At 72.4% G+C, this 12,521-nt stretch carries 8 protein-coding genes and 1 pseudogene; 4 read left to right on the plus strand and 5 right to left on the minus strand.

Annotation, left to right across the window (positions count from 1 at the left end; translation table 11 throughout):
• Positions 1-69 precede the first annotated feature (69 nt).
• Positions 70-738 (minus strand): annotated as a pseudogene (locus tag AWC19_RS31455) (amidohydrolase family protein); the annotation flags it as partial.
• Between AWC19_RS31455 and AWC19_RS23750 the strand changes: the two are divergent.
• The gene (locus AWC19_RS23750; RefSeq protein ID WP_085080534.1) at positions 652-1,740 is read left to right on the plus strand and encodes an AMP-binding protein; all 1,089 of its coding nucleotides are present in this window, start codon (positions 652-654) and stop codon (positions 1,738-1,740) included. The pseudogene AWC19_RS31455 and the gene AWC19_RS23750 sit on opposite strands and share 87 nt — an antisense overlap.
• A 35-nt stretch (positions 1,741-1,775) precedes the next feature.
• Positions 1,776-3,137, plus strand: a complete 1,362-nt coding sequence (locus AWC19_RS23755; RefSeq protein WP_169718150.1) for an aldehyde dehydrogenase family protein — start codon at positions 1,776-1,778, stop codon at positions 3,135-3,137.
• Positions 3,138-3,173: 36 nt separating this feature from the next.
• Here AWC19_RS23755 and AWC19_RS23760 read toward each other — a convergent pair whose 3' ends face one another.
• Positions 3,174-3,938 carry a cutinase family protein gene (locus tag AWC19_RS23760; protein WP_085080536.1) on the minus strand — a complete coding sequence of 255 codons (765 nt, stop codon included), beginning with the start codon at positions 3,936-3,938 and terminating at the stop codon, positions 3,174-3,176.
• A 322-nt stretch (positions 3,939-4,260) separates the two neighbouring features.
• On the opposite strand from AWC19_RS23760, the gene AWC19_RS23765 reads away from it, so the two are divergent.
• Both AWC19_RS23765 and AWC19_RS23770 read left to right on the plus strand, forming a co-directional pair.
• Positions 4,261-5,109, plus strand: coding sequence for an SDR family NAD(P)-dependent oxidoreductase (locus tag AWC19_RS23765; protein WP_085080679.1), 849 nt, complete (start codon positions 4,261-4,263; stop codon positions 5,107-5,109).
• A complete protein-coding gene (locus AWC19_RS23770) occupies positions 5,106-6,695 on the plus strand; it encodes an AMP-binding protein (RefSeq protein WP_085080537.1) in 1,590 nt (529 codons plus the stop codon). The genes AWC19_RS23765 and AWC19_RS23770 overlap by 4 nt, the downstream gene beginning before the upstream one ends.
• Before the next feature lie 5 nt (positions 6,696-6,700).
• Here AWC19_RS23770 and AWC19_RS23775 read toward each other — a convergent pair whose 3' ends face one another.
• The 3 genes from AWC19_RS23775 to AWC19_RS23785 all read right to left on the minus strand — a co-directional run bounded on the left by AWC19_RS23775 (position 6,701) and on the right by AWC19_RS23785 (position 12,521).
• Positions 6,701-11,527 (minus strand): cation-translocating P-type ATPase, encoded by a 4,827-nt coding sequence (locus tag AWC19_RS23775; protein WP_085080538.1) that lies wholly within the window; start codon positions 11,525-11,527, stop codon positions 6,701-6,703.
• Between the two features lie 309 nt (positions 11,528-11,836).
• Entirely contained in the window at positions 11,837-12,061 is a 225-nt protein-coding gene (locus tag AWC19_RS23780; protein ID WP_085080539.1) for a hypothetical protein, read from the minus strand.
• Positions 12,062-12,113: 52 nt separating this feature from the next.
• Positions 12,114-12,521, minus strand: a complete 408-nt coding sequence (locus AWC19_RS23785; RefSeq protein ID WP_245849285.1) for a nuclear transport factor 2 family protein — start codon at positions 12,519-12,521, stop codon at positions 12,114-12,116.

The following is a 12,521-nucleotide window of genomic DNA, read 5'->3' on the forward strand; positions in this document are numbered from 1 at the left end:
TGCCGAGGGCGGGCGCCGCAACGGGGTCGTCGTCGCCTCGGCGCTCAGGGTGGCGTAGCGCGAATCCAGCCGGCTGCGCTGGAACGGCAAGAACTCGCCCATGTGCCCCAGGATCAACGTCGCGCCGGGGTGCAAATAGAGCGGCACGCCAAGCGATTCCAGGGCCGACCAGAGCTCGTCGTATGCCGGGGCATCCAGGTAGCGCCCGCCCGGCCCGCTGATGCAATCGTTGACCAGCGCGCCGCACAGCCCATGCTGGGTGACGGCGCGTTCGAGTTCCCGCGCCGCGGCCGCCGGTTCCTGCATCGGCAACGCGGCGAATCCCGGAACCGGTCGGGCTGGCGCGCAATGACTTTCGCAAGATACATCAGTTGTTGGTGGGCCGGCCGCAGCCCGGTCAGCTCCGGGATGGAAAACGCTTCCTCCAATGCGATGTAGCGCATTCGTCTTCCTCGTCTCGCCGGTTCGCGGCCGGCGCCCGGTGCGCGGCCCTACGGCTTTGGCCACCCTGGCACATTCCTGACGCCACGGCCGCCGAACCCCCGTCGCACCGAAGAGTTTCCCCGGCCATCGTCCAACGTTCAACGCGCGTATGCCCGCGGCCGGCCCGCACGGTTGTCGGCCCTTGGGGGATGCGACAGGATCGACGGCATGGGCGATTTTTCGCTGTTGGACGTCCCGAGGTCGGCACCGGTGCAAGATTCCGAGGCCTACCTGCGCGCGGCGATCGCCTGGCACTTCGGCGAGGACACCGGCTCGCCGTTCTGGCTGCGAGCCGCGCGGACGCTCGACTTCGACCCGGTGACCGACGTCAACACCTTCGCGGATCTGCGGTTGTTTCCCAACCTCGTCAACGAGCTGCGCGCGGTGCCGGTGGAGGACCTCATCCCGCGCGGCTACGGGTCGGCCCCGCCGGTGCCCCAGATATTCGAATCCGGCGGAACCACCGGCGCCCCGAAACGCACTGTGCAGCTGCCGGATTGGATCGACCAGGTCGTCGAATGGCAGACGCAGGACTTCGCGGCGGGCGGCTTCGTGCCCGGCCGCGGTTTTTTGTGCCTGATGCCGAGCGGCCCGCACGGCGTCGGCTACTTCTCCCGCCTGGTGGCGGGGCGGCTCGGCGCGATATTCCACCCGATCGACATCGACCCGCGCTGGGTGAAAAAGCTCGCCGCCCGCAACGCGGCCGCCGAGGTGAGCGCCTACGTCGAGCACGTGGTCGAGCAGGCCGTGTTCGTCCTGCAGACGCAGGACGTCGCCAACCTGCACACCACCCCGCCGCTGCTCGAGGCCATCGCCCGCAACGACCGGGTGGTGGAGCTGGTGAACGCCAAGATCCGCTACCTGTTGCTCAGCGGGGCGCACGTCGACCTCGACACGCTCGACCTGCTGCGCGAGATCTTCCCGGCCACCACCATCACCATGGCCTTCGGCAGCACCATGGTGCTTTCCCAAGCGGTCACCCGGATCGCCGACGGCGGCTCGTTCGTCTTCGAACCGCGGACGCCGTACGTCGTGTTCTGGGTGGTCGACCCCGAAACCGGCGAGCGAGTGCCGTACGGGCAGCGCGGCCAGGTGGTGATGCACCACGTCAGCAAGGGCATGTTCATCCCGAACAACCTGGAGCGCGACCTGGCGATCCGGATGCCCGGGCCGGCCGGACAGCTCAGCGACTCCGTCAGCGAGGTGCGGCCGGTGCGCACCTTCGAGGGCGAGGACGTCATCGAGGGCGTGTATTGAGCATGGGGCCCGAAGCGGCGGCTGCCACAACGGAATTGGCGCCCCTGGACGCGCTCGGGCCAAGCGGCCGATACCGCACCCGCAACCGCGAGGTGATCGTGAGCACCGCCGGCGTCGCGGTCGCCGAGCTGAGCATCGTTCCGCCGCTGTATGTCTCGCGCACCATCGGCGCCCAGCGTGCGGTGCGGCCGTTGCCGCTGGCGCGGCGGGAGGCGGCGCTGGCCGACGCGGCCGAAGCCTTCGCGACGGCCGAGATCGGCGGCCTGAGCTTCGAGGGTTATGTCGGGCTGGCGAGCCGGATTTCGGGGCTGCCCATCGCGGTGACCCGCGCCGGCGCGCGCGGCGTGGCCGCCGCCGTCGCCGCGGCGTTCGATGCGGTGCGGCCGGCCCGCCCCACCGGGGCCGGCTTCGACTGGCGCGACGGGCGCACCCGGGCCGGCGGCGCGGTGTGGGCGCGCCGGGGCGAGGTGTTCGCCGTGCACGCGGCCGGCAACGGGCCCGGCGTGCACGGCCTGTGGCCGCAGGCGCTGGCGCTGGGCTACCGGGTGGCGCTGCGCCCGTCACGCCGGGAGCCGCTGACGGGCCACCGGCTGGTGAATGCGTTGCGCCAGGCGGGGTTTCGGGCCGAGGATGCGGTCTACCTGCCCACCGACCACGGCGGCGCCGACGGCATCATCCGCTCGGCCGACCTCGCCATGGTGTACGGCGGACAGGACGTCGTCGACAAATACGCCGGCGATCCCTCGGTGATCGTGAACGGCCCCGGACGCGCCAAGATACTCATCACCGCCGACCGGGACTGGCGCGAATATCTCGACCTGGTCGTCGACTCGATCGCCAACCTGGGCGGAATGGCGTGCGTGAACGCCACGGCGGTGCTCTACGAGGGAGACCCCGCCCCGCTGGCCGCGGCGATCGCCGAACGGTTGGCGACGATCGAGGCGCTCCCCACCGAGGACGAGCGAGCGATCCTGCCCACCCAGCCCGTCGAGAAGGCGCGGGCGCTGGCCAACTACCTGGCGGCCAAGGCGGCGGGCACCACGCCGCTTCTCGGTGCGGGCCAGGTGGTCGCGGCGCTGGGCGACGGCCGCGCCGCCCTGCGCCCGGCGGTGCACCTGATGGCCGAACCCGACGTCGGCAAGCTCAACATCGAATTGCCGTTCCCCTGCGTGTGGGTGGCCCCGTGGCCGCGCGGCGCCGGGGTGGAGCCGCTGCGGCACTCGCTGGTCGTCACCGCGATCACCGGTGACGGGGACCTGATCGACGACCTGCTGGCCGAACCGACGGTCGCCAACGTCTACCTCGGCCGCCCGACATTCTCCGCGGCGCCGCAGATCCCGCACGACGGGTTTTTGGCGGACGCCCTGATGCGCAACAAGGGGTTCATCGGGGACTAGCCCCGGACACGGGCCAGTCCCCGATGCAAACCAGACTCAGCTGCCGAAGCCCCCGCCCGGGGAGGCGACGACGGCCGTCGGCGCGGGGGAACCCCCGCCCGCCGGCGCGGGACCCTCGCCGAGACGGTTGGCCGCGAAAATCGCGCCCTTGTCGATCATCGCCCCGTCGGAGGCGTAGGTGTCGTGCGCGGCGAAGTTCATCCCGTCAGAGCAGACCGGGTCCTCGGGGGCGCACACCTTGATGGTCTTCGGCTGATACAGCGGGCCGATCGCGACCGGCGGCTCGTTGAGGAAGTTCATCGCGCGGACGTTGGGCATGCCGAACAGCACCACCGACGACACGTGGTTGGCCACCTCCGGGTCCATCGGTTTCGGCACGGCGGCGGGGTCGATGCCGTCCGGGACGGCGGCCGAGGTGACGAAGCCCATCACGGCCGCGCCCTGGGAGTAGCCGCCGAGCACCATCTTGGTGTTGGGGCAGTCGTGGGCCGTCGAGACCACGTGCGCGCCGGCGTCACGGATGCCGTCGAGGCCGGTGTCCCACTCGTTGCTGGCGGGGTAGTTCACCGGGTACACGTCCAACGACTTCCCGCCCACCCGCGAGCGCAGGTTGTCGACGAAGGCCTGCCCGGTTGGTCCGACGCCAGGAGGTTCACCGGTACCCCGGGCGAACACCACCTGGACGTCCGGACACGGCTGGGCGGAGGCGGAGGGGAGGGTAGCGGCGAAAACCGAGGCGCTAAGGCCCGTGGCCGCAACTACCGCGGAACCAAGGTGACGAGGGATGTGACGTGCAATCATGCCGCAAAGGTGCCCATCTGTACGTGTGCCTAAACAGTGAGTTCCCTGGCAATTATCGCAGGTGTGTGACTACCACGCGCGCTGTCGGACTTGGGTTTTCCGTTCGCCCGTCGACGCGGTGTTAGGCCGGGCCGAAGCGCGGGGCCCGTTGCCTGTGTGGTCTGCTAGCTAGAGCCCGAGTCGAGGGACCGGTGAAGCCACAGCCGCGCCCTCGGCGCGCAATTTCCGAGTGGACACGGCAGTGAACGTGAACGTGATACCGCAGCCCTTGAAGAACGCGAAAAACGCCTTGCCAAGGGTGATCGCGGGCGCCGCCGACCGAATGGCCAATCCGGCGCGGGTCTCCGATCCGGACAAGCTGCGCCGCGCCGTCTTTGGCAAGACGGTGCTGGTGACGGGCGCGTCCTATGGCATCGGCGAGGCGACGGCCCGCCGCATGGCCGCCGCGGGCGCGACCGTCCTCGTCGTCGCACGGTCGGCCGAACGGCTGGACGACCTCACCGCGGCGATCAATGCCGGCGGCGGTCGCGCCGTCGCGTACCCGACCGATCTGAGCGACGAGGCCGCGGTCGGCGAGCTGACCAAGCGGATCAACGAAAACCACGGCGCGCTGGACATCGTGGTGAGCAACGCCGGAAAGTCGTTGCGCCGCTCGCTGCACGACCAGTACGACCGCCCGCACGACTTCCAGCGCACCATCGCCATCAACTACCTCGGGCCGATCTGGTTGCTGCTCGGGCTGTTACCGGCCATGCGCGAGCGCGGCGGCGGGCACATCGTGAACGTGTCGAGCGTCGGCGTGCGTGTCGCGCCGGGCCCGCAGTGGGGGGCGTACCAGGCGTCCAAGGGGGCGTTCGACCGGTGGCTGCGCAGCGTGGCGCCGGAGCTGCACGCCGACGGCGTGGACGTCACGTCGGTCTACTTCGCGCTGGTCCGCACCCGGATGATCGAGCCCACGCCGATCCTGGGCCGGCTGCCGGGCCTGTCCCCGGACGAGGCCGCCGACGCGATCGCCAAGGCGGTGATCGAGCGGCCCCGCACCAACGAGCCGCCGTGGGTGTGGCCGGCCGAGCTGGCCTCGGTGCTGCTGGCCGGCCCCGCCGAGCGCGCCGCGCGGCTGTGGCACCGCCGCTTCCTCGCCGATCCCGCTGCCCCCGAGGCCCGTCGATGATCGCCGACGGCGTGCTCGCCACCGCGGCCCGGGCGCTGCTGCGGTCGGGATTGCTGAGCCCGCCTTCCCCGGCCGCGGGGTTCCGCCTGCTGCTCGAGGCCCGCCGCGGCGGCACCAACCCCTACACGCTGCTGGCGGTCACGGCGGCGCGCTGGCCGAACCGGACCGCGATCGTCGACGACGACGGCGCCCTGACCTACGGCGAGCTCCGGCGTGGGACGGATTCGCTGGCCTCCGAGCTGTCCGGCGCCGGAGTCGGGCCCGGCCAGGCGGTGGGGGTCATGTGCCGCAACGGGCGCGGCTTCGTCGAGGCGTTCTTCGCGGTGGCACTGCTGGGCGCCGACGTGGTGCTCGTCAACACCGAATTCCAAGTGGACGCGCTGGCGGCCGCCGTGGGCGCGCACGCGATCACGACGATCGTCGCCGACGACGAATTCGCCGAACGGGCCCGGGCCGCCTCCAGACCCGAGCCGTCGCTCACGGTCGTCGACCCGGCGGCCGTCGCTGCGCGCGACGGAGGTTCGCGGCCCTCGGTGTCCCCGCCTGGCCGGATCGTCCTGCTCACGTCGGGCACCACCGGCAAGCCCAAGGGCGTGCCGCGCAGCCCGCAGCTGCGGTCGGCGGTCGGCGTGTGGGTGACGATCCTGGACCGCACCGGGTTGCGCACCGGGTCGCGGATCTCGGTGGCGATGCCGATGTTTCACGGGCTGGGCCTGGGCATGCTGATGCTGACGGTGGCCCTGGGCGGCACGGTGCTGACCCATCGCCACTTCGACGCCGAGGCCGCGCTGGCCCAGGCGTCGCTGCATCGCGCCGACGCGTTCACGGCGGTCCCGGTGGTGCTGGCCCGCATCCTGGAGCTGCCGCAGCGGGTGCGGGCCCGAAACCCGGTGCCCTACCTGCGCGTCGTGCTGTCCAGCGGGGATCGGCTCGACCCCACGCTGGGGCAGCGCTTCATGGACGCCTACGGCGACATCCTCTACAACGGCTACGGCTCCACCGAGGTGGGCATCGGCGCCCTCGCCACGCCGGCGGACCTGCGGGACGCCCCCGAGACGGTCGGAAGGCCGGTCGCGGGCTGCCCGGTGCGCATCTTCGACAGGAACGACCGGCCCGTCGGCCCGCGCGTGACGGGCCGCATTTTTGTCGGCGGCGAGCTGGCCGGCGAGGGCTACACCGGCGGCTCGGGCGCGGAGAAAGCCAAGGCCGTCGTTGAGAACATGACCAGCACCGGGGACATGGGCTATTTCGACAACGCGGGCCGGCTGTTCATCGTCGGTCGCGAAGACGACATGATCATCTCCGGCGGGGAGAACGTCTATCCGCGCGCGGTCGAAAACGCGCTCGCCGAACACCCCGACGTCGCCGACAACGCGGTGATCGGGGTGCCCGACGAGCGGTTCGGCCAGCGGCTGGCCGCCTTCGTCGTGGCCAAGCCGGACAGCGGCATCGACCCGACGGCGCTCCGGGAATACTTGAAGGGCAAGGTCTCTCGCTTCGAACAGCCCAGGGACATCCACCTCGTCGACGCCATCCCGCGCAACCCCGCGGGCAAGGTGGTGCGCAAGGAGCTGTCGGCGGGCTGAGCCCGCTATGACCCCTGTTTGGGCTCCAGGGCTTCGACCCTTTTGGCCAGCCAGTTGGGCGCCAGCACCGAGACGGCGGTGGCGCCGGCGGTCGCGCCGATCACCCCCGACCAGGCGACCGGCCCCAGCGGCGTGCACCCGAAGAACTGGCTCACGCCCGGGGTTTGGACGATGGCGACCAGCACACCGGCGCTGCCCAGCGCCGTGCCCAGCACCAGCGGGCTGTGCCGGCGGGTCAGCAGCGTCTGGGCGAGCTGCGTGGTCACCAGCGCGGTGAGTCCCATTGTGGACGTGCGGCGTTCGGTGCCCGGGGTCCAGCGGCCGATGGCCCACGCCGCGGTCGCGCCGGCCGCCGTGACGGCGCCGCGGGTGACGATCTGGCGCATGAGCGGGGCGTCGAGCGACGGCGCCGGTTCGGCCAGCGCCGCGCGCTGGAACGCGCGCTGCAGCTCGTCGGCGTCGCGGTCGGTCCCGTCCTCGGCCTCCTCGGGCTGGGGGTACTGCGGGGTGACCGCGACCGCCAGCGCGGGAAACATGTCGGTCAGCAGGTTCACCAGCAGCAGCTGGCGCGTGCCCACCGGCGCGCGGCCGGTGCCCAGCGCGGTCCCGATGATCGTGAAGAGCACCTCGCCGACGTTGCCGCCGACCAGGAGGCTCACCGCGTCGCGCACCCCGCCCCACATGCCGCGGCCCTCCACCAGCGCGTCGAGCAGCACGCCGAGGTCGTTGTCGGTCAAGACGATGTCGGCGGCCCCGCGCGCGGCGGACGAACCGCGGCCGCTCACCCCGATGCCCACGTCGGCCATCCGGATCGCCGCGGCGTCGTTGGCGCCGTCGCCGACCATCGCGACGGCCTGCCCGCTGTGCTGCAGCGCGGCGACGATCTGCACCTTTTGCTCCGGGCTGACGCGGGCGAAGACCTGGGCGTCGGCGGCCAGTTTGGCCCGGGCGTCCTCGTCGAGGGCGGCCAACTCGGCGCCGCTCACCTCCCGCGCATCCGACGGCAGGCCAAGCTGGCGGGCGATCGCTCGCGCGGTCACCGGGTGGTCGCCGGTGATCAGCACCACCCTGCGACCGGACTCGACCAGCGCCTCGATCAGTGGCCGCGCCGATTCCCGTGCGGTGTCGGCCAATCCGACATAGCCGATCAGTTCGAGGTCGCGCGCGGCGGCGTCGACGCTGTCGGCGTCGGTGTCCTCCTCGGTGGTCCCGCGCTCCCAAACTCGCCGCGCCACCGCCAGCACCCGCAGCCCCTGCTCGGCCATGCGCAACACCAGGGCCTCGGCGTGGTCGAGCTCGCCGTTAGCATCGGCGAACCGGCAGCGCGGCAGGATTTCCTCGGGGGCGCCCTTGGCAAGCAGCATCGGCCGGGCGTCGTCGCCGAGGGTGCCGATCGAGGCGGAGTAGCCGCGGCTGGACTCGAACGGCACCTCGGCCAGCACGTTCCAGTCCGGGTCCCCCTGGCCGTCAAGGGATTCCGCGGCGGTGAGGATGGCCTCGTCGGTGGCGTGCGCGTGGCCCTGCCCGTTCTGGGGCTCGCCGCAGCTGCGCGCGGCGGCCAGCAGCACCTCGGCCGCAGCCGGGTCGCCGGCGGCGGGGAACGGGCCGTCGACGCTGCTGCCGTGCGGCACGCTGCATACGACGCGCAGGTGGTTTTCGGTGAGAGTGCCGGTCTTGTCGAAACAGATGGTCTGCACCCGGCCCAGCGCCTCGACGGCCCGCGGCGTGCGGACCAGCGCCCCGCGCCGCGACAGGCGCTGGGCGGCGGCGAGCTGGGACAGGGTGGCCACCAGCGGCAGTCCCTCGGGGACGGCCGCCACGGCGATCGCGACGCCGTCGGCGACGGCTTGGCGCAGCGAACCCCGGTGTGCCAGGGCCAAACCCGTCACCGCCGCGCCGCCGGCGAGCGTCAGCGGCAGCACCTTGCTGGTGAGCTCCCGCAGCCGCGCCTGCACCCCGGCGGCCGACTCGACGTCGGCGATCGCCGAGATCGCGCGTTGCGCCGCGGTCCCGGCGCCGGTGGCCACGACGATCGCCCGCGCGCGCCCGGCGACGATGGTGCTGCCCTCGAACAGCATGCTGGCCCGGTCGGTGTCGGCGACGGCGACGGGCTCGACCTGCTTGTCCACCGGCAGCGACTCGCCGGTTAGGAACGACTCGTCGACCTCGAGGTCCTCGGCCACCAGCAGCCGCGCGTCCGCCGGCACCACCTCGGGGGCGGCCAGGTCGATGATGTCGCCCGGGCGCAGCGATTTCGCGCTCACCGTGACGGTCCGCTCGCTGGACCGGGCCGCCTCCAGGCGGCGGTGCGCCGTGGCGACCGTCGGCAGCACGACGCGGCGCGCGTGCTGGTCCTGCTCGGCGAACAGCTCGGCCACCGCCGCTTCGGCCCGCAGCCGCTGCGCTCCGCCGGCGATCGCGTTGGCCGTCATCACGCCGGCCACCAGGAGCGCGTCGACGTTGCTGCCGACGATCGCCGAGGCCGCCGCCCCGACCGCCAGGATCGGGGTCAGCGGATCGGCGAGCTCGGCGCGCGTCGCCGACAGCAGCCGCCCGACCCGGGTGGCCGGGCCGCGCAGCGGCGCGATGACCGGGTTGTAGGACAGGTCGTCGAAAAATTGTCGCCACGGTGCGGTGCCGGGCTCGACGGCCAGGGGCCGGGTCCGGCTGGCCAGCCGCGAGTACACGATCTCGGGATCCAGCGCGTGCCAGGCGGTCAGCGGCTGGGGCGTGGGGTCGGGCTGCCGCAGCGCCCGGGTGGCCGAGAACGCGCCCGAGATCAGCGCGGCCCCGGCGGCCGCGTTGACCGGGTTGAGCCAGCGCCGCAGGGCCAGCGGGTTGACCGTGCGGGGTTCGCTGCCGGTGACCAGCAGCAGCCCGGCCAGGGTGCTGCCGCCCTTGGCGAGGCGCACCGAGGCCTCGGTGGCCTCCCGGGCCACGGGCAGCGCGGACAGGATGCGCACCGCCGCGGCCAGGTCGGTGCCGGTGATGATGTCCGCGGTCCACGGCGTGGCCGCCTGGGGGTCGTCGAGGGCCACGCCGACGTCGGCGACGGCCAGCGCCGCCAGCGTGTCGGTCGAGGCGAAGTCGCGGTGCAGCGCGGTGATCAGCAGCACCGGGCCACGGTCGGTCCGCAGGTCGCGCACCAACCCCAGCAGCGGCGTTCCCGCCGGATGACTCACCGCGACGCTGGCGGTCAGGTCCTCGGTGCCCGCGACGTGGCGCAGCACCACCCGGGCGCCGGCGCGGTGCGCGGTCTGCAGCAGCGGGATCGCGAACGGGTCGACCTCCCACCCGACGTCCACGCTGCCGACGCGCTCGCCGTCGACCACGAGGTCGGCGTGTTCGAGGCCTTGCGCGGGTGCGGTCGACGGTTCCTGCGCCCGCACCCAGCGCAGGCGGGCTCCGGTGGCCGGCAGCTCGTCGGGGTCGGGGTCGGGGGCCTCCTCGCCGTGCAGCAGCGCGTCGGCCACCTCGTAGACGCGGTCCTCGTCCCAGCCGGGCAGGTCGCCGCGGGCCTGCAGCACGGCGCGGTGGTCGCCGCGCAGCGCCGCCCCGTCGATGACGACGACCTTCACCCGGTCCAGGCGGCGCAGGGCGCCCGGGTCGAGGATCAGCTGCCCGGCGTTGGCGAGGCCGCGGCCCAGCACCGCGGCGAACGTCTGGCGGCCCACGTGGGCGGCCCTCGGCACGCCGGCCAGCAGCGCCCCCGCCGCGTCCTCGGTGCCGCCGCCGGCCAGCAGCGCGCCCGCGGCGGCGACCAGCGAGGCGTTGGCGGCCTGATCGGCGTACTCCTCCACCGGACCGGCCATCGAGCCCTTCGCGGTGTCGATGGCGGCGTCGATGGCCCCGCCGACCATGACGTGCGAGACCTCGCCCGCGGCCGCGGCGGCCGAGTTGTGTCGTGGCTGGTGCGACTTGGGTCCGGCCGACGAGATGACGGGGACCACCGGGGCCTGTGGCCGATTCGGTGAGGCGAGTTCCGGCTCCCGCTCGCGCCAGCGCTGCCGGTGCGCCGACGCCTCGGAGACCTGAAGGCTGCGTTGGGCAAGGTCGAGCAGGGGGGTGCCGACCGCCTGGGTCAGCCCGTTGGCCAACGCCGTCGAGGCGCTGAGCGCGATGTCGGTGCCGACCCGACCCAACCGCGATTCCAAAACGGCGACCACGCGCGGCTGATGATTGAGCAGGGCCGCCGCGGCCCGCGCGCTTCGCGGCGCCATGGGCAGCCGGCCCAGCCAGCCGGTGACCGCGGCGCCGATCGCCGCGACGTCCATGGCCGCGGCGGTCACCGGCACCAGGATCGCCAACGGGTTACCCGGGTCGGCGAAGGGCGCCGTCCGGGTGACCGCCTTGGGCCCGGTCGCGGCGAGGTCTGCGGCCACGTCGCAGACCGTCTCGCGCACCTCGTCCAGGACGCGGTCGACGTCGGCGGCGCTGTCCATTTCGATCACCAGCCGCCCGAGCGCGCCCTCGACGTGCGCCGAGGCCACCCCGGCAATCCGGCGAACCGGCTCCTCGACCACCGGCGCGTGTTCGTGCCACGCGGGGAACGGCAGCAGCGGGTCGAGGTCGAGGTGCACGCGCCGCCCGCTCCGCCAGCGCACCGGCGGCGCGACCCGGTCGGGGCGCTTGGCCGCAACGCCTATCCCGACCGCCCGCCCGGTCGTCTGGGCCATCGACTGGACCACCGGGCCGGCCAGCTCGGCCACCGGGCTGGCCAGCGTCTGCACGGCGCCGGCGGCGCCGGCCGCGGTCGACACGCCGACCCGCATCACCTGCGCGGCCCCCCCGGCCACGCCGGCCACGACGCTCGCCACACCCGGAATCTTCATTCCGTCACCCTTCGATTTCGTCTACCGCGCCCAATGATCCCGGCGCGTCGAAGGCCTGTCCACAGCTCCGCCCGCCGGGACGGCCACGCGATGACACCGACGACTTGGCGGGTCGAATAGCTCAGTTATCAGGGGTGCAGTCGCGTCCCCGGGCACAAGATTACCGGTTTACGGTGGGGCCAAACGCGCCAAATTAGTTGCGTTGCGCCACAAGGCGTTTGGAATGTGGGCCAGGCGTCGCCTGCAATGACGTGAAGACGCGGTAGCCGTCGAAGGGCTACGCATCGCGGTGTTGCCGGCGGAAAACGGCTACAAGATATGGTGGTTCGCACGGCCGACGTGATACCCGGCCGGATAGGACTTTTCGATGACCTGCAGCTGATGGTCCACCCGGGACTCGAGTTCGAGGACCACGCAGCTGTCGCCGAGCGCTTTCGATTCGAGGACTATGTACCGTTGACCACAATCGGTGATCGGGTCGCCCGAGTGCAATTTCTCGACCGGCACCGTCTCCGGCGTTCCGTCTGGCTCCATCTATCACACGTTAGGTCAATTCCACGGGCGAGGGAATAGACCGCATGGACCGCTAAGCGGTGCCGGCCGGGGGCTGTTTGAAGAACACGCTGACGCGACAGATCAGTCCGTCGTCGCCCTGCTCGAAGAGAATGCATTCGGGCCACGCGGCCGGCGCCCCATCGATCTGAAACGCCTCCGTCAATTCGACGTAGGACAACCGGTCGTTTACGTGCGAGACCCGCTGCACCTGCAGCCGGTGGCCCTCGAGATTGGTGAGCACCTTGCGGAGGTAGGCGACGTAGTGTTGCTTGCCCTCGACGACGTCGCAGAACGGGCCCTCCCGCGTCAGGCCTTCGTCGGCGATCGTGGTGGCCAGGCCGTCCCAGTCGTGCGCGGCCAGGCATTGAAGGTAGCGCTCGACGACCCCGCCGCCGATCCCGGTCACCTCGGTGACTCCACGCAACACAGCGTAGGGCAC

It is taken from the genome of Mycobacterium palustre (assembly GCF_002101785.1).
Classification (GTDB): Bacteria; Actinomycetota; Actinomycetes; order Mycobacteriales; family Mycobacteriaceae; genus Mycobacterium; species Mycobacterium palustre.